This is a genomic window from Streptomyces sannanensis (genome assembly GCF_039536205.1).
In the GTDB taxonomy this organism is placed as follows: Bacteria; Actinomycetota; Actinomycetes; order Streptomycetales; family Streptomycetaceae; genus Streptomyces; species Streptomyces sannanensis.
Genome location: NZ_BAAAYL010000001.1, coordinates 134474 through 151772, shown reverse-complemented (window position 1 = coordinate 151772; position 17299 = coordinate 134474). Strand labels below are relative to the sequence as shown.

Below are 17299 nucleotides of genomic sequence, written 5' to 3'. Positions count from 1 at the left end.
TCCGGGCCGGGAATCGCGGCCCGTGCCGAGCACTGTAGGAACGCCACCGATGCCGTCGCCTCCGTCAAATGACTTATTTCCGAGGCTGTTACGTCAAGAGCGGTGCAGCTTCTCCAGTGCGTCACGCAGGCCCGCCCGTGAGGTCACGCCCAGTTTGGGGAACGCCTGGTAGAGGTGGGTGGAGACGGTGCGCGGGGACAGGAAGAGCTTCTCGGCGATCTGCTTGTTGGACAGGCCGGCCGCGGCCAGGGCCACGATCTCCCGCTGCTGAGGGGTCAGGGCCTTTCCGGGGAGGGCGCGCACCGGGCTGCCGCAGGCGCGCAGTTCCTGCTCGGCCCGGGCGGACCAGGGCTCGGCGCCCAGCCGCCGGAAGACCTCAGCGGCCGCGCGCAGGTGGCGGCGGGCCCGGGCCGGGGCCTGTCCGCGCCGCAGGCGCTCACCGTGGAGCAGGCGGATGCGGGCGTGGTCGAAGGGCCACCGCTCGCCGCCCTCGACGGCCAGCGCCTCGCCGAACCCCCGGGATGCTTCGCTGTCGTCCTCCGCCGCCAGGGCGGCGCATGCACCCAGGACCATGCGCAGGCGCGGTGACACGGCGTCGAGACCGGCGTCCCCGGCCGCCCGGACATGTTCAAGGGCCTTGTCCCGCCGGCCGGTTCGCACCGCCGCCTCCGCCAGGTCGAGGAACGACCACAGGGCGTGTCCGGTGAACGGCGCCAGGGTGCCGGCCGGGGTGATCCGGCACGTCTGGTGGTACGCCTCGTCGAAATCCCCCTGGGACAGGGCGATGAGCGTCTTGGCGTGCGCGGCATAGCAGGTGATGGCGTGGGCGCGGCGGGATCCGCCCCACTGGTCCATCTGATCGGCGAACGCGCGGGCGGTGGGGAAGTCCCCGCAGGCCGCGGCCACGCAGGCGAGCACGAACTTCCCGGTCCAGGAGCGCAGCGGATAGTGGTACTCCTCGCACAGTGCCAGCCCGTCGCCGACCACCTGGCGCAGTTCAGCCCACTGGCCGGTGAACCAGGCGTGGCTGCCCCACAGGAACGAGGCCTGGATGGCGGGGAAGTTGTTCTCCCCGGTACGGCCGCCCCGCGCGGTGCGCCGCAGCGGCTCGTCCACGGCGCCAAGGCGGTCCGCGTACGCGCCGGCGGTGCCGATCCGTACGATCCGGACCGGGTCGGAGGTGCCGGGCAGTGCTTCGACGGCGGCGTCGAGAGCGGCCCAGTCCGACGGGAGAGCGCGGGCCGGGTCGGCGAAGGTGGCCCGTAACAGCCGCAGGGTGTCCGGGACGGCGGTGCACTTCGCCGCCGCCGCGTCGTATCCGGCCCACAGATCCCTTCTGGCTCCGTAGACGCACACGATCAGCAAGGTGGACAGTGCTTCGAGCACGGTCCCGTCGGCCGGGTCGTACGGTTCGGGCTGGAGGGCGATCGCGCCGGACAGCAGACGGTGGGCGGTGTCGACGTCGCCGTAGCTGTTGAGCAGGTACAGCGCGGTGGCCACCGCGCCGGCCAGGGACGCGCCGTCCGGGGCGGCCTGGCGGGCATCGTCCAGCAGGCGGGGCACGTCGCGTACCCCGCCGGTGAGGATCGTGCCGAGGTACGCCGCCTGGGCCAGCCGCCGGGCCTGTTCGGCGGCCGCCGGACTCAGTGCGGCAGCGCGTACGAGCGCTGCCACCGCATTGGGCCCGTCGCCGCGCCGGGCGCTGACGCCGGCGGCGTCTTCGAGCAGGGCGGCGATCTGCTCGTCGGGCTCGACCGCGGCCTGGGCCAGGTGCCAGGCCCGCTGTTCGAGGACGCCGGTCCAGGCCTCTGCGAGCGCCCGGTGGGCGCTGCGGCGCTGGTCGCTGGTGGACAGGTCCACCACCGCGGAGCGCATGAGCGAGTGCCGGAACGCCAGCCGCCCGGTGGCGTCGTCGACATGGACGAGCCGGAGTCGCTCTGCGGGGGCCAAGTGCTTCAGGCCGCACCGTCCTTCCACTGCCCGGCGCACGATCAGCAGGTTGCCGCTGCCCTCCAGCGCCGCCACGAGCAGCAGGTGCCGGGTGGGCGCGGGTAAGCCCGTGATCCGGGAGGCGAACGTCGCCTGCAGGCGCTGGGTCAGCGGAATGCGTTTGGGCAGGGCGTGGGACGCGGTGCGCTGTGAGTCGGTGAGGGCGGCGGGAAGCTCCAGGAGCGCCAGCGGATTGCCCTCGGCGTCAGCCATCAGCCGGCGGCGCACGCGCGGGGCCAGCGCCGGGAAGCGCCGACTGAGCAGTTCCTCGGACGCGGCCTCGCTGAGTGGCCCCAGCTCGTGCAGCGGAAGCCCGCTGTGGTCGAAGAAGCTCTCGTCGCCAAGCCGGACCGAGCACAGCGTGCCCGCACCGGAGTTCGGGAGCCGGCGCACCACCCGGCCCAGGATGGCGGCACTGGCCCGGTCCAGCCACTGCGCGTCGTCCAGGACCAGCAGCACCGGCTGTTTGCGGGACAGCTCCGCTACCAGAGTGACGACGGCCTCGGCAACCGCGTCCTGCCCGGGTGCCCTGCCCCGCTTGAAGTCCAGGGCCGCGGCGAGGGCGGGCAGATCCGCCACTGCCGCCCGGCTTTCGGGCACCGACGTCAGCAACTGCCGCAGTGCGCCGTAGCTGGTCTGCGCCCGGTACTGCACGCCCGTCGCGTGCAGCACCTGCATCCCCGCGGACTCGGCCTCCTGGGCGACGGCGGCCAGCAGCGCCGTCTTGCCGACGCCCGGCTCGCCGAGCACCACCAGCGACCCGCCCATGCGTGGAACGCCGGTCAGAAAGGCACCGAACAGCTCCATCTCGGCCTCGCGGCCGACCAGTGCGTGCCCCGCGACGCGGGCATGCTTCGCGGGAGGCGCGGTGCAATCGGTGCTGCGGTGGTCCATCCCCACACCCCTTGGCGATCGTCGTCGGCGGCAGACATGTGCTTGTGGGGGAGAACAGGTTCGATCACAAAGCAGGGCACATTCGCTGTGCGGTCTCCGCTGTAGGCGTCCCCCGTACGCCGACTCCAGCATGGAACGCGACGGCCGACCTCGGAAGCCCCACCGCAGTCAGCACCGTCGGTGCGGCGATCGCTGTGCTTCCTCCAATACGGACATAGCGACTTCGGCGGCGCACATCATGGGCTCCTCCACGAGATCAACCGGCCCGGCGGGCACCCGCGCCGGAGCGCCGTCTTACGCCACAGCCCGACTGCTTCGGCAGGAGCATGGACGCAGCTATCCGCGTGCATATGCTGCTCGGGCCAGAGGAGTGGATGAGATGAGTCCGGAAGGCATGGTCGGCCTGCGGGCGACCATCGACGATGTCCGGATGGTTCTCCGCTCTCTGAGCGGCGACGAATGGGCTGCCCCGAGCGCCGCCACCGGCTGGTCAGTCAAGTACGTCGCCACTCATATGGCTGATTTGCTGAGCATCCTGATGTCTGCGGTCAGGGGTGAACTGGACACCGACCTCGGCATTGAGTGGCTCAACGACGTGCACGCGACCGAGAGGGCCGATTGGACTCCCGACGACGTGCTTGAGGACTTCACACGTCAGTCTGCTGAAGCCCTGTCGGTTTTCGACACGTTGTAGAACGAGCCGTATGCCTCCACGCAGGCGCCGTACCTCGACTTGGGAACGTATCCCCTGCACACCATGGCCGAAGTGTGCGCTGCCCGCGTGACCGCCTGCGGGTCGCCAACTACTGATTGGGTTGTTGGCCGTGGGTGGGGCGGGGTCACACCTGGCCGACGCCGGATTTTGTCTTTCCCGGTTGGCGTCCGTCATACGGGTCATCGAGTGCCGCCGTTCGACGGATGCAGCGGTCGGGTCCGATGCGGCTGTCGTCCGGCTGGGACACCTTCCTTGCGGGTGCGCCGGGGGATAGGTCCCGGCCCGAAGAGGAACCCGGTGTCGTGCGGGTTCCGACCCGTCGTTCACCTGGGTGGTTGAAGGAAGGACTCTCGACGTGCCTGATCCCGTCGTCCTCATCACGGGCGCGCTCACCGGTATCGGCCGCGCCACCGCCTTCGCTTACGCCCGGCAAGGCGCAAACCTTGTGGTCTCCGGCCGCCACGAGGACGTGGGTGGGCAGCTTGCCAGGGAACTGGCCGACCTCGGCGCCCCGGCCGAGTTCGTGCGTGCCGATGTCCGCTTCGACGCCGATGTGAAGGACCTCTTCGACCGTGCGGTCGTGCGGTTCGGGCGGATCGATGTCGCCTTCAACAACGCCGGCACCGAGGGAACCCCCGGCCCTGTCACCGAGGTGACCGACGAGGCTTACCAGGCCACCTTCGATACCAACGTCAAGGGAACGCTGCTGTGCCTGAAGCATGAGTTCCGGGTCATGAGGGAACAGGGCGGCGGCAGCATCGTCAACGTCAGCTCCACCTTCGGCCTGATGGGTTATCCCGGGGCAACCTTGTACGCCGGGAGCAAGCATGCCGTCGTCGGCATCACCAAGGCGGCCGCACTCGAAGGCGCCGCTCACGGTATCCGGGTCAACGCGGTTGCGCCCGGCTACACCCAGACCGCTATGTACGAGCGGTTCACCGGCGACGACACGGGTCGTGCCGCGGTCGATTCGGTGCTGCCCATGCACCGGGCAGGCACCCCGGAGGAGATCGCCGAGGCCGTCCAGTTCCTGGGTTCGGACAAGGCGAGCTACATCACCGGGCACATCCTCCTTGTCGACGGCGGCCTCATGGCGGGCGGGCCCCTGTTCCCGAGCTCGTGAACCGCGAGGTCGCTGGTAGGTCGGCCAGTTGAGTATGCCGATTCCGTCACATGGGCCGACTGTTGTCGCACATGAGCCGACTGTTGTTGCAGCGTCGACGGTTCGGCGGGCTCCAGTTGCGCCCTGGTCGTGCGCACCACAGGCTGCCTCTATGGACCACACCCCAGAAACCAGTGTGCTACCCATTCTGGTGACAGGCGCGGCGGGCAGTGTCGGCGCCGTTGGGCGCTCCGTGGTCGAAGGCCTTCGGCATCGGGGGCTGCCCGTCCGGGCCATGGTGCGCCGCGATGACGAGCGGGCGGAGGCGCTGCGCGCGACGGGCGCCGAGATGGTCGTCGGGGACCTGACGCGTGCCGGCGACGTCGCCGACGCCTTGGCAGGTTGTGGACGTATCTACTTCGGCATGGGCGTGTCGGCGCAGTATCTGGAGGCTGCCGTGACGGTGGCGGCCACCGCGCGTGCGTACGGATCCCTGGAAGTGTTCGTGAACATGTCGCAGCTGACTGTCTCCGAGATGGACCTCACCAGCACCTCCGAGTCCGTGCAGCAGCGGCAGCAGTGGCTGGTGGAGCAGGTCCTCGGCTGGTCGGGCCTGCCCGTCGTCCAGGTCAGGCCCACCGTGTTCATGGAGAACCCGCTGTTCCGTGTGGGCTTTTCCTCGATCGCGAAGTACGGAAGCATCAGGCTGCCCTTCGGCCGGGCGAAAACTTCCCCTGTGGCGGCCGGGGACGTCGCCGCGGTCGTGGAGGAGATCCTGGCCGATCCTGCCCCGCACGTCGGCCGGATCCATGAGCTGACCGGCCCGCGCTCGGAGGACGTCGCTGCCATGGCGGCGGAGGTTTCCGCAGCCCTGGGCCGACCGGTCGGTTACATCGACGTCCCCTTGCAGGAATGGATCGACGACGATCTCAGGCCATTGGGGCTGCCCGACCATGTCTTCCAGCACATCTCCACCATGGCTCGCCTTCACGCGGAGAATCGGTACGACCGCAAGGCGGACGGGGTCGAGCAGGTCATCGGGCGGCCTCCTTCGGGGGTAGCCGATTACGTCCGTGAGAACCCCGGCCTGTTCAGCCCCTGAAACCACATACGCCTTGGCGAGCCGGCCATCGCCGTGGAGCGCGGGCTGCGACCCGGCAGCAAGGTCGGCCTCCTTCTCGTCCGCCCCTGATAGCCGCCGGAAGACGTGGTGTTCCCCGGATTCGGTGATCGCCATACGCATCGCGACGGAAAGTACCCGGCTCATGAGTGACGAGCTTCTCGATCTGGCCATCGCCACCGCCGGTGGCCAAGAACCCTGGGACACCTTGTGCGGCCTGAACATCGACATCTCCATCGGCGGCCCGATCTGGGCGTCGAAGGGCTGGCCGCCGGACAAGACGTTCGACCAGATCCTGACCCTCGACACAGTCAGAGAGCACATCGTATTCACCCCGTTCACCCGCCCCGCCCAGCGGATGGTCTTCGACGCCGCCGACCGCGTCACCATGCAGACCCTCGACGGCGAACCGCTCGAGACCCTCGCCCCCGCACGCGCCAGCTTCAAGGGAACGCTGGCGAAGGGCGCCTGACAGGCATCTGCCCTGGTCAGGCGCCCTTCTGCTGTGTCTAGAAGAAGCCGAGCTTCTTCGGCGAGTACGACACCAGCAGGTTCTTCGTCTGCTGGTGGTACAGCAGTTGCACCCAAGCTGACCAGGGGAAACAGCAGTTGGTGCGGCTCACTGGAGGGGTCTGGTCCGGAAATGGTCCGGATCTTGGTCCGTCTCGGCTTGCGCAAGGGGTTGCTGCTGGGCGGGGCCTCCTCGGCCCGGCGCTGTGATCGGCAGTGCGACGAGCTGGATTCCGCCGGGGACCTCCCCCGTTTGCCGAGCACGGGTCGGCGGGTTCAGATGTCCAGGCGGCGGCGCCGGGTAGGCCGTTGAGGAGTCGGTCGCCTTTCGGCCTTCGGCCCTCAATGAGTCGCAGCGGAACCGTTCGGACGCCACGGCGGCGGAAGCAGGAGCGGCAACCAGGAGCAGGGCGGCGCTCACCCCGGCGGACGACGCAGCACGCCGCCCTGCAGCGGATCTTCTGCCCCGTCGTGCTCGCTGCTGAGGCTGGTAGCGCCTGGTGACCACGTGATTCCGATGAATCTTCGACCAACACCTGAGTTCAGGCGCTAATGTGCCGACATCACCATAGAAGCAGGGGAACTCACGTGAATCTTGACCCGTCACAGCTCTTCGACGACTCGGTCACCTGGCTCCTCCAGGCCCTCAAGGCCGGCACGGGCGAGGGCATCAAGGCTGCTGTAGCTCGGTGGTTCTCCCGGGGGGACGATGATGCCGAGCAAACCGTCCTCAGCCGCCTGGACCGTACGGCTGACGTGCTTGGCGCTGCTCCCGAAGGTCCGGAAGGCGAGGGCGTACTCAATAGTCAGCATGAGCGTTGGGTCGGCCGGTTCGAGGATGCCTACAGTGACTGGGACGGGGACCAACAAGCAGTTGCTCTCGAGGAGTTGAGGTCTCTCCTTGAGGAGCACGCACGGGCCGTTGGCGCGCAGTCGGGCGACGGTGGAGTCTCAGTGGCCGGAAACATGAGTATCAAGGCCGAAGGCGGTTCCATCGCTGCAGCCATCATCAACGGCGGAGCAAGCATCGGCTCCCCTTCCTAGCCGACTTCGGCACAGAGCTGAACGAAGCCACGGCCACCTCCAGCCAGGCGCCAGTATTTCCGGACCTGGCTCAGCTCCCTTCTGATGCGCGTTTGATCTTTGCGCAGGATCGTTCGATGGCGGCTGAGAAGGTCGTCATCTACAACTTCCCTCCCTCCCACACGCCGGCGCCCCCGCTGCCAGCTGTCAGCAAGTCCTTCGCGTCCTGGGAAGTGGGTGAACTCAGCGTCAAACCATCCATCGGGGAGGGGCTACCCCCGTACGTCGAGCGGGCCCACGACCTCGAGCTGCGTCAGTGCCTGAGAAAGATCAGGAACGGCTCCTCCTCAGTTGTCGTGATCGAGGGAAACTCCTGTGCCGGGAAAACACGCGCAGCCTACGAAGGCGCCGGTACAGAACTGCACGACTGGGCGCTCCTCTATCCTCACTCAGCTGACGGCCTCAGGCAGGCGGCAGTAAAGGGGCTGGTCAGACCACGAACCATCATTTGGCTCGACGACGCCTACAGCACTGTCCTTGCCGATCGGGACGGCGAGGAGGCCGCCGCTCTGCTCCTGACGCTCAAAGATGCCGTGAGCCACCTGGCGATCGTCGTCACCATCTGGCCCGGCCACTACGAAAAGCTCACCGGCGCCGCCCCTGCCTCCGAGGGGCAGGACCGCCTTGCTCGGCGCCGGACGCTTCTTCAGGCCAGCCACCGCGTCACCGTCCCCGACACCTTCACCGACCGCGAGCTCGATGACTTCCAACGCCGGGTCACCGACCCGCAGTGGGTGCAGGCGGCAGACAGCGCCCGTGGTACGCAGGAGTTGACCCAGACGCTGGCCGCCGCAGTAGAACTCATGCACCGCTACCGCCGCAGCGACCACCCCGGCAAGGCCCTGGTGACCGCAGCAGCTGACCTCCGCCGGCTCGGAGTGCGCGAACCCATTCCAGTGCGCACCCTCACCGCAGCAGCACCCGGCTACCTGACCTCGCACGCGCGCATGAAACTCGTCGGCGACTGGGCAGCAACCGCACTCGCCTGGGCGCGAGAACCCTGCCATGGCGTGTGCCCTGCCCTGCCGCCCGTCCTGCACCCCGACGGCTTCGGACCGGACCCGGACCGATGCGACCTCAATGACTATCTGGAGCAGCACATTGCCGAGGAGCGTGCCTTCACCGCCCCTCCTTCCCCCTTCTGGCAGGCCGCGCTGACGGCGGATCTCGGCGGTCTCTCCTATGCGAAGTTGGGCACCGCAGCCTTCTCCAGCGCCCGGTTCAAGATCGCTCGTGATCTGTACATCAAGGCACTTGAGCGTCACCACACACCTGCGTTCAGTGACCTCTGCGTCCTCTATAGCGAGACGGGAATGATCCACACGCGGCGCGGAATCGACGAGCTCCTTGCGCTGTGCGAACCGATTGAGGACGGCGGCGAAAGCGCCTTTCATCTGGGCACCGACATCGGCTATGTCGCGACGGGGCAGGTGGACGCCGAGTACCGAGAGAGGAGTGCCGAACTCGCGACGGCGCTGCTCGAGCGCGCTGCTGAGGCAGGCCACGAGCTTGCTAGGACCGCCCTCGTCATGATGTACGAGGATCTCGGCCAGCTGGATGAGGCGGCCGCGGTGGCGCGGGTAGCGGATACCCCAGAAGCCCAGCAGGAGCATCCAGCATCGCTCTTGCATCAGGCGGCGGAGGGCGACGCGGACGCGCTGCACGAACTGAAGAGGCTCGCACACACCGGCGGACCCCGCTGGCATGCCCTCGTGGCAACGGCCTTCGACGTGCCCTCCCGTCTGTGCGCGTGGCCTTCCAAGCTGAGCAAGCAAGGGGAGCGGGACCTGGCCCGGCAACTCCTGGATGCCGGCGTCGCCGCGAAGTCCGCTGCGGCTCTGGGCATGTTGCTCGACTTCCTGGACCGCCCAGAGGATCAGCAGGAGGCAGCGGCCCTCAAACGTTCGGCAGCAGAAACCGATCCACACTTCTTGTTCCAGCTGTTCATGGAACTGTGGCCCGAGCGCCGACGCGAGGCACTCGCACTGCTCAGCAGAGCACGCCGTCAGCGCCAGCACGGGGCCGTGCGGATCGTCGTCCGGCATCTACACAAGATCCCCAGTGCACGCCACACTGCTGAAGACATCGCCCACATTCTGGCCATGAGAGACCGGCAACCCTGGGCACAGTACGAACTGGCCTTGTGGATGTACGAGCGACTCGAAACAACTGAGGAGGGACTGCCCCCGCTGGAGAGCATTCCCGACGAGGTGTTCGCGCTCATGGAAGCTGCAGCGGCTCATCACCAAGACGCACGCCGCTTGTGGGGACAGCTCCTGAGTCGCATGGGGAGGGAGTACGAAGCCCGCGAGGCCCTGTTCGCCGCTGTCGACAGCGGCGACTACACCATCGTCACCCACGGCGAACTCGGTGAGCACCTGTTCCCAAACCAGCCGACCAAGGCCGAGCAGTTGAAGATGTACGGCCTTACCGCTGAGGGAGAGCCACACGACGTCTGGTAGTCCAACGACCAGGAGCTACGGCCATCCACTGCTCGACCAGTTGCCCGCGATCGAGTCCGCTCATCCATCTCAGAGCCCGACTAAAGGGTGTTGCAGAAGCCTATGATCAGGCAGTGGGAGCGGTGTTCGGGCCTGCTTCTCGGGATCAGTCCGGAAGGCTCTACCCAATGGGCCCGCGTCGGGATCCGCTTGCCCGTTACCCGGCTTGCAGCGTACGAGCGCTTTGATCAAACGTGCATGCTACGGAGCCACAGGCCGCCGGTGTCAAACGCCCTTCAGGGCTCCTCCGCGCTCAGTAGGATCACCGGCAGAGTGGGGCGGGAGGCGCACGGGGTGGGGAGCAGCGGTATGGCAGCGGGGGGCTGGCGACCGTCGGCGGAGCGTGCGCGGCAGCGCCGGTCGGCCGCTGTGCGCAGGCGTGTGCACGAGAAGGCGTTGGTCGAGGTGCGCGGCTGTCTGCGGGACTGGGACGACGGCCGTGATGCGGCCCGCGAGGCCAAGGCCGTGGCCGAAACGATCATCGCGCCCGAGTACGAGGGCCGGGTGCTCATCGAGTTGTTGCAGAACGCGCACGACGCGCACCCGGCCAGAGCCACCGACGGACGCATCGAGATCCGGTTGGACGAGGACGAGGGTGAGCACGGCACCCTTTATGTGGCCAATCGCGGCAAGCCGTTCGGCGGCAAGAACTTCAAGGACCTGTGCAGCATCGCCCTTTCCAGCAAGCGTGCCGACGCCGGGATCGGCCACAAGGGCGTCGGTTTCAAGAGCGTGCTGCACCTGTGCGACGCGCCCGAGGTCTACAGCGTGGCCAGGGAGGGGTCCCGGCTCCTCGACGGGTTCACCTTCCGGTTCGCCCGGCTCGACGACTACGACGCGCTCGCCCGGGAGGTGGCGCCCGAACGCGACGGTTTCGCCGACTACTTGAAGGAAAACCTGCTCACGCTGAAGGTGCCAGTCTTCCTGGAGGAGCCGCCGAAGACCGTCCAAGGCTTCGCGCGCCGGGGCTTTGTCACCGTCATCCGTCTGCCGTTGAAGTCGGCCGACGCGCGCTCGGCCGCCGGGGCGCAGGTGCGGGAACTCATGGACGACAACGCCCCGTTCGAGCTGTTCCTCGACCGGCTGGAGCGTGTCCGGCTGGAGTGGCGGGCCGCGGGGGAGACCCGGCGCAGGACGTATGACCGTCAGGTGGAGGTGATGCACCACGCCCGTGGCCTGAAGGTGCAGCAGATCACCTTGCGTCGGCGGATGCGACTGATCGTCGTCTGTGGGAAGGCCGCCCCGGACCGCGCACGGGAGGCGCTCGCCGCGTCGATCGAGAAGAGCGGGATGCGACGCGACTGGATGGCCTGGGAGAAGAAGGCCGAGGTACGGGTCGCCGTACCGGTTGGCGATCCCTTGCGGGACGGGCGGCTCTACGCCTTCCTGCCGATGGGCGAGCAGATCTCGGCACCCGTCCGCGGCTATGTCCACGCACCGTTCTTCGCGGAGATGAACCGTCGTTCGTTCAACGAGGCGGTGCCATGGAACGGCCTGCTGCTCGACACCGTGGCTGAGGTGTGCGCCCGCGCGGTGCTCGCCGCGGCGGATGGGCGGGCATCCATTCCGCGTGGCGCGCTCGTCGACCTGATGTGCTGGCAGCCCAAGGCACTGGCGCGGCTGACGTCTGCCTTCCAACGGCTAGACAATGGCATCGCCCACGTGCCGTTCATCCCGGTGATCGGAACGACACCCGGGGCTCGCACCTCCCTGCACCGTGCCCTTCTGTGGGAAGGGAAGGACGGCTCCACGGTCTTCACCCCGCACGCCGTCGCCGCCACGGGGGTCATGGATCTCCTCGACCCGCATCTGCACCCCACTCGGTTGCGGTGGCTGGCGTCCCTGGCCAGGAGCGTGGGCATGCGCCTCGAACCCCCCACAGAGCGCCTCGCGTTGTGGGCGGAAGGGCTCGCCGAGGCCGCCGTACGTGACACCTTTGATCCCGGATGGTGGGCGGACTTCTACTACGACCTCTCCCAGGCGTTCCCTGACGGCTCGGCCCTGACCGGCAAGCGGATCGTCATTACTTCCAGTTCGACGACGGCACCGGCCGGCGCGGATGGCGTCTTCTTCGACCGCGACACTCCGCAGGGCGGCTCCCTGCCGACACTGCCCGACGGCCTGTCCGACCGCCTGCACTTCGTGCATGAGGGCATCGCCTGGTCCGGCAAGGGCCGCAAGCGCAGAGCCCAGGGCCGCAAGTGGCTCAGGACCGCGAACCTCGTCCACGACTACGGCGCCGACCGGGTGCTCGCGGTCGTCGCAGCCGCACTGAGCGCGGACAGCGAGGACAACGACGTACGCTTGGCCTGCCTCCGCTACGCCTGCGCGGTCTCCCACGCTCTGGAGACGGAGGGCCGCAGGGCTCCCGTCCTGGGGAATCTCCACGTACTGACCCGGGCCGGCTGGATCGACGCGAGCCGTGCCATGTTCGGGACGGGATGGCCCGCCGAGCACTCCTCCGTCGACGACACCCTGACCCGATTCCTGGAGCGCGTCCGGGAACTGTCTCCCGTGCTCACCCAGACGGAAGGACGGCTCCTCGTCCGCCCCGACGAGCTATGCGGCGACGCGATCCCCGTGGAGGCCATGCGACGCTTCCTCGAACGGCACCACGTCGCTCATGGCCTCCGTCCCCGGTACGAGACCTTCCGCACCAGTGTCAGGGGAGACACCCTTAACCGGCCCTCCCGTTTCTGGGCCCCGGAGCGGCCGGATCTGCTGCCGCAGTGGCGGACGAGCGCCGAGCGCTGGCGGAACCGGCGTAGGGTCGGCTACATCAGCGTGGAGTACCACTCACGCTCCCGTGCCGCGGCCATGCTGCCCGGTCAGGACGACTACGCCGCCTTCTGCGAAGAGGACCGCAGACTCTACGCGGAGCTCATCGTGCACGGCCTCGCCTTCGCCTGGGCCGACTCCGCACTGGAGATGCAGTTCGTACGCCACAGCGATCCCGCCGGGACGCCCTGGCCCACTCCGCTGTCCGCCTTCCTCACCCACGCACCGTGGATCCCGCAGACGGCCGCCCCGAGCGCCACCTCGGCGGGGACCGTGTTCGCCACCGCCGGCACGGCCTGGTGGTGGCACGGCACGCAGCCCCCGCCCCAGTTCCTCAGCGTGGTGCCGGCTTCCTTGCGCAGCAGGCGGTCCGCCAAGCTCGTGGCACGGCTCGGCCTGCTCGGCATCCGCTCCTGGGACGATCCCGGCACCGCGCTCGACCGGCTCCGCCACCTGCCGGACCTGGTGCAGGCCAACGTCCACCTCAGGGAAGGAAGACTCGCGCACGAGATCGGACGGGAGTACGAGAAGGCGTGGGCGCAGCTGCTGCCGGCGGAGGGCGGGATGCGCACCGCCGACGGCGGGCAGCCCGCGGCGCCGCGCCGGCTGCTGGTGACCCGCGCTGGTGCCCTCGCCTCGCTGGACCCGGCGGAGACGGATGAGACGGTCTTCGTCCCGGATCTTGATGGGGCCCAGAACCGAGCTCTTCTGGACCGGGTCCCCGTGCCCGTGATCCCGGTACGGGACAGGGCACTGGGCGGCCGGGTCCACGCTTTCCTCCAACGGAGGACTACGTTCGACGTCCAGCGGTGCGGCGAGGCCGCGCACGACATCCAGGCCGACGGATTGCCCGTCCGTGACGCACCGCATGTGCCGTTGACGGAGTACGCGGGATCCTGGCTGCTCACCCTGGTCGCGGCCCTGGTGGAGTTCGACGAGGAAAGAGCGTCCCGTCCGGAGCCCGTGGCCGCGGCCGACGTGGCCGGCCTACTGCATCGCTGCGACGTGACCGTGGCCGGCGAGGCCGTCCTCTGGATCGCCGGCCACCGGCTCACCGAGCACGGAGCGGACCGAGCCCTGCTGCACCCGCACCCAGACCGGCCCCGTGTGGTCGTCGTGCACAGCGAGCCGCGTACCGGCTGGCGAGTGCTCCGCACCGCAGCCCCCGCCGTGGCTGCCCTCATCGGCGCACCCTACCTCGCAGACCTGCTCTGGAAGGCGCTAACCAAACTGGAGGAACGCGGCCTGAAGACCGACCACGTCCCGGAGGAGGATCTCACGGACGTCCTGGACCTGCGGCCGCACCAACTGCACGCCGTCCTCGCCGAGCGGGCGTCACAGCGTTCCGGCAGCGCGCGGCTTGTCCCCCTCCTCGCCTGCCTCGATCTCGACCTCGCGGAGCAACTGCGGCAACACACCGAGGACTTCTCCGACCGCGCCGCCCTCCTCACCTGGCTCACCGACCGGATCGGCGCACCGAACGCGGAACAGCTCGTGCGGTTGCTGGAGGACGACGACCGGGAACGGCAACTGAGCGCCATATCCGTGTCTCTTGTCGACGCCAACCGCGCATGGCGCGCTCTGGGCCTCCCGGAGATCGACAACAGGGACCGGCATGAACGGCATTTCGCGGCATGGCTTCAGCGGAACCGTCCCGCGCTCGCCGAGCGGATCAGGGACGCCTATAGGGACGTCCACCGGTCCGGACGGTCCCTGGCCGGGTACGTGAAGCTGCGCGACCTCTCCCTACTGGCGCCGGACCCGGCCTGGCACACGACGCTGTGGCATCTCTCCGACGAACTCCTCCAAGCCCACGCGGACGCCTGGCTGATGAAACAGCTTCCCGCACCCTCCTCGACGTCACGCCCGCTGAGGCCGCTGGCCGAGGTACGCGAGGCATCCAGCACAGCGGTGCACAAGCAGGTACCGCGGCTGCGGCAACTAATCGAGGAATGGGAGCACTTCCATGCCGCAAGTCGCCCCACGGTGCTGCCCCCGGCCCAGGACATCCTGCGGGAACTGGACGGCGACGGCCTGCTGGACTTCGAAGTCTTGTCCGTGAAGGCGTTGACCGCTTGGCTTAGCCTTGATCCACCGAGCAATAGCCGGTTCAGGGCTTGGACATGTAGACGCGGGTGCCCTCTGAGCTGGGATGATGGGACTTCCTACGGTTCCACATCCACAGAGCAAGAGAACACCCGCGAGATGCAATCTTCCCATGCCGCGTCGGCGGTGTCCGCCGCGTTCGACGACACGAATCTGGTCGCGTATGCCGGGCTGGTCCCGGTGATGCGGCTGGCCGAGCGGTGCGGGCTTGCCCGTCTGGCGGCGGAGAAGGTGAAGCTGACCGGGGCGAAGAACAGCGCGGGTGCCGCAGCGGACGCCAAGGTCACCAGCATCGTGGCCGGCATGGTCGCAGGCGCGGACAGCATCGACGACCTGGACGTCCTGCGGCACGGTGCGATGCCGACCCTGTTTGGCGGCATCCGTGCCCCGTCCACGCTCGGCACGTTCCTGCGCGCGTTCACCCACGGTCACGCACTCCAGCTCCACGCTGTGCACCGCAGATTCCTGGCCGCACTGGCCACGCACACCCCATTGCTGCCCGGTTCCGGCGAGAAGGCGTTCATCGATGTCGACTCCACCCACAAGCGGGTCTACGGACGCGCCAAACAGGGCGCCGAGTACGGCCGGTTCAAGGGCGTCCGCACCCTGCACCCCCTGCTCGCCACGATCTGCACCCCCCGCTCCCGCCCGGTGATCGCCGGGGTCCGGATGCGCCGCGGCAAGTCCGCCGACTCCCGCGGCGCCCCGAAGTTCGTCAGTGAAGCCCTGGCCACCGCCGCCGAGGCCGGCTGCACCGGCATGCGCATCCTGCGCGCGGACTCGCAGTTCTACAACGCCGGTGTGATCGCCGCCTGCCGCCGGGCCGGATCCCACTTCTCGATCACCACCGGCATGAACCCCTCCATCAAACGGGCCGTCCACAGCATCCCCGACCAGGCATGGCAGCAGATCACCTATCCCACCGCCGTGCCCGACCCCGAAACCGGCGAGCTCATCTCGGACGCCGAAGTCGCCGAGATACCCGCCTACACCGCGTTCGCCAGCCGCAAGAAGGCGGAGCAGGTCACGGCCCGGCTGATCGTGCGCCGGGTCCGTGACCTGGCCAAGCCCGCCGTCGTGGGTGAGCAGGGCGAACTGTTCCCGGTCTGGCGCTACCACCCGTTCATCACCGACAACCCCGCCCAGACCCTGCAAGCCGAGCGGGAACACCGCCACCATGCCGTTGTCGAACAAGTCATCGCGGACAGCAAGGCCTCAGCCCTGGCCCACCTGCCCTCCGGACACTTCAACGCCAACGCGGCCTGGCTCACCCTGTGGGCCGTGACCTACAACCTGCTGCGGGCCACCGGCGCACTGACCTCCGCCTTCCACGCCAAGGCCACCACCGCCACCCTCCGCGCCCACCTGGTCCACGTCCCCGCCAGGATCGCCCGCTCAGCGCGACGCATCACCCTGCACCTGCCCCACAACTGGCCCTGGCAGCACGCCTGGACACACCTCTTCGACACCGTCCACGGACCAGCCGGCTGACACGAACCGCCCCTGCCCACCCCGCCCGCCAGGGCCCAACCGGAACCGAACACGTGGAAACGCTGGGCAGACCAGCAGCTACACGCTGCCCAAGCCCAACGACCATCCCGAAACGGGCTCAGGATCAGTCAGAAGACCACTTTCAGACCACGTCGGTGGATCAAGGCTTAGGGCTCGCGGTCACTGGCCCCAAGACATGCCTCTGTCGGACCGGCGCGCGGACCTCGGACTGGCCGCGACACGTCCCCTGGAGCCCGCGGGGAGCACCGGCGGAGCCACGGGCGGGTGCGGACCCGGTGGGTCCGCACCCGGCCCCCATGTAATGCTGAACGGCAGGCCCGTGTCGGCCCGGCCCGACGACCTGGCGGCGCTCGCCCGCGAGGTGGCCGCAGACCTCACGCCTAAGCAGCGGGCCACCTCGGCTACGTCCGCCACGGCGCTCGCGCCCCGCATTCCGCAGCCACGCACCTCCTCGTCGTCCGGTGCAAGGTCGCACAGCGGTTCGTACCAGGTCCCCGCGAGCGACCAAGACCGGACATTGGCCGTGGGCCTTGCGGGGGAGGCGGCGGTGGCCGCGTGGCTGCAAGAGCAGTTCGGGGTCGAACCACAGGACTCATGGAAGTCCGGCCTGCGAGTCCACGGGCTCGCCGGCGCGCAGCCGGGGGACGACCGGCTCGGCTACGACTTCCTCATCCACGACGGCGACGCGACCTACCTCTACGAGGTCAAGGCATCCACCGGCCACAGCGGCGAGATCATCCTCGGCGAATCCGAGGTTCGACGCGCTTCTCGCCTGAAGCCGGACGAGACGTACTTCATCGTGTACGTCTCTCACGTCCTCGACCGCGACCGCCGCAACATCACCGTCCTGCCCAACCCATTCGGCGCCCCCGACCTCGCTGGCTACGAACTGGTCAGCACCCAGCTGAGGCTCCGATTCAACCTCGGCTGAATCAACAAGTGCGCGCCCGGCTGGCCGTGGGACGACGGAGGTGGCCCGCTCCATCCAG

At 68.7% G+C, this 17299-nt stretch carries 9 protein-coding genes and 1 pseudogene; 8 read left to right on the top strand and 2 right to left on the bottom strand.

Translation table 11 applies throughout. The features are described 5' to 3' along the window. Nucleotides 1-93 precede the first annotated feature (93 nt). The gene (locus tag ABD858_RS00750) at nucleotides 94-2883 is read right to left on the bottom strand and encodes a helix-turn-helix transcriptional regulator (protein ID WP_345033744.1); all 2790 of its coding nucleotides are present in this window, start codon (nucleotides 2881-2883) and stop codon (nucleotides 94-96) included. Between the two features lie 379 nt (nucleotides 2884-3262). On the opposite strand from ABD858_RS00750, the gene ABD858_RS00745 reads away from it, so the two are divergent. The 4 genes from ABD858_RS00745 to ABD858_RS00730 all read left to right on the top strand — a co-directional run bounded on the left by ABD858_RS00745 (nucleotide 3263) and on the right by ABD858_RS00730 (nucleotide 6292). Further along, nucleotides 3263-3577: a maleylpyruvate isomerase N-terminal domain-containing protein gene (locus ABD858_RS00745; protein WP_345033743.1), complete on the top strand. Its 315-nt coding sequence runs from the start codon at nucleotides 3263-3265 to the stop codon at nucleotides 3575-3577. Nucleotides 3578-3953: 376 nt separating this feature from the next. Continuing rightward, nucleotides 3954-4721, top strand: a complete 768-nt coding sequence (locus ABD858_RS00740) for an SDR family NAD(P)-dependent oxidoreductase (RefSeq protein WP_345033742.1) — start codon at nucleotides 3954-3956, stop codon at nucleotides 4719-4721. A gap of 151 nt (nucleotides 4722-4872) precedes the next feature. Continuing rightward, on the top strand, nucleotides 4873-5802 hold the full coding sequence (locus ABD858_RS00735) for an NAD(P)H-binding protein (RefSeq protein WP_345033741.1): 930 nt from the start codon (nucleotides 4873-4875) through the stop codon (nucleotides 5800-5802). 163 nt (nucleotides 5803-5965) lie between these two features. Next, a complete protein-coding gene (locus ABD858_RS00730) occupies nucleotides 5966-6292 on the top strand; it encodes a hypothetical protein (RefSeq protein ID WP_345033739.1) in 327 nt (108 codons plus the stop codon). A gap of 641 nt (nucleotides 6293-6933) precedes the next feature. Here the strand turns inward: ABD858_RS00730 and ABD858_RS00725 are convergent. After that, the gene (locus tag ABD858_RS00725) at nucleotides 6934-7143 is read right to left on the bottom strand and encodes a hypothetical protein (RefSeq protein ID WP_345033738.1); all 210 of its coding nucleotides are present in this window, start codon (nucleotides 7141-7143) and stop codon (nucleotides 6934-6936) included. Between the two features lie 347 nt (nucleotides 7144-7490). Between ABD858_RS00725 and ABD858_RS00720 the strand changes: the two genes are divergently transcribed. The 4 genes and pseudogenes from ABD858_RS00720 to ABD858_RS00710 all read left to right on the top strand — a co-directional run bounded on the left by ABD858_RS00720 (nucleotide 7491) and on the right by ABD858_RS00710 (nucleotide 17241). Continuing rightward, entirely contained in the window at nucleotides 7491-9875 is a 2385-nt protein-coding gene (locus tag ABD858_RS00720; RefSeq protein WP_345033737.1) for a hypothetical protein, read from the top strand. Nucleotides 9876-9977: 102 nt separating this feature from the next. Further along, nucleotides 9978-10667 (top strand): annotated as a pseudogene (locus ABD858_RS36655) (ATP-binding protein); the annotation flags it as partial. A 4230-nt stretch (nucleotides 10668-14897) separates the two neighbouring features. Further along, the gene (locus ABD858_RS36650; protein ID WP_345034278.1) at nucleotides 14898-16289 is read left to right on the top strand and encodes an IS1380 family transposase; all 1392 of its coding nucleotides are present in this window, start codon (nucleotides 14898-14900) and stop codon (nucleotides 16287-16289) included. Nucleotides 16290-16611: 322 nt separating this feature from the next. Beyond that, nucleotides 16612-17241 (top strand): protein NO VEIN domain-containing protein, encoded by a 630-nt coding sequence (locus ABD858_RS00710; protein WP_345033736.1) that lies wholly within the window; start codon nucleotides 16612-16614, stop codon nucleotides 17239-17241. Nucleotides 17242-17299 lie beyond the last annotated feature (58 nt).

Coding starts and splice junctions, on each gene's coding strand:
- ABD858_RS00750 (WP_345033744.1), bottom strand. CDS start 2,883: ATGGACCACCGCAGCACCGATTGCACCGCGCCTCCCGCGAAGCATGCC.
- ABD858_RS00745 (WP_345033743.1), top strand. CDS start 3,263: ATGAGTCCGGAAGGCATGGTCGGCCTGCGGGCGACCATCGACGATGTC.
- ABD858_RS00735 (WP_345033741.1), top strand. CDS start 4,873: ATGGACCACACCCCAGAAACCAGTGTGCTACCCATTCTGGTGACAGGC.
- ABD858_RS00730 (WP_345033739.1), top strand. CDS start 5,966: ATGAGTGACGAGCTTCTCGATCTGGCCATCGCCACCGCCGGTGGCCAA.
- ABD858_RS00725 (WP_345033738.1), bottom strand. CDS start 7,143: ATGCTGACTATTGAGTACGCCCTCGCCTTCCGGACCTTCGGGAGCAGC.
- ABD858_RS00720 (WP_345033737.1), top strand. CDS start 7,491: ATGGCGGCTGAGAAGGTCGTCATCTACAACTTCCCTCCCTCCCACACG.
- ABD858_RS36650 (WP_345034278.1), top strand. CDS start 14,898: ATGCAATCTTCCCATGCCGCGTCGGCGGTGTCCGCCGCGTTCGACGAC.
- ABD858_RS00710 (WP_345033736.1), top strand. CDS start 16,612: ATGCTGAACGGCAGGCCCGTGTCGGCCCGGCCCGACGACCTGGCGGCG.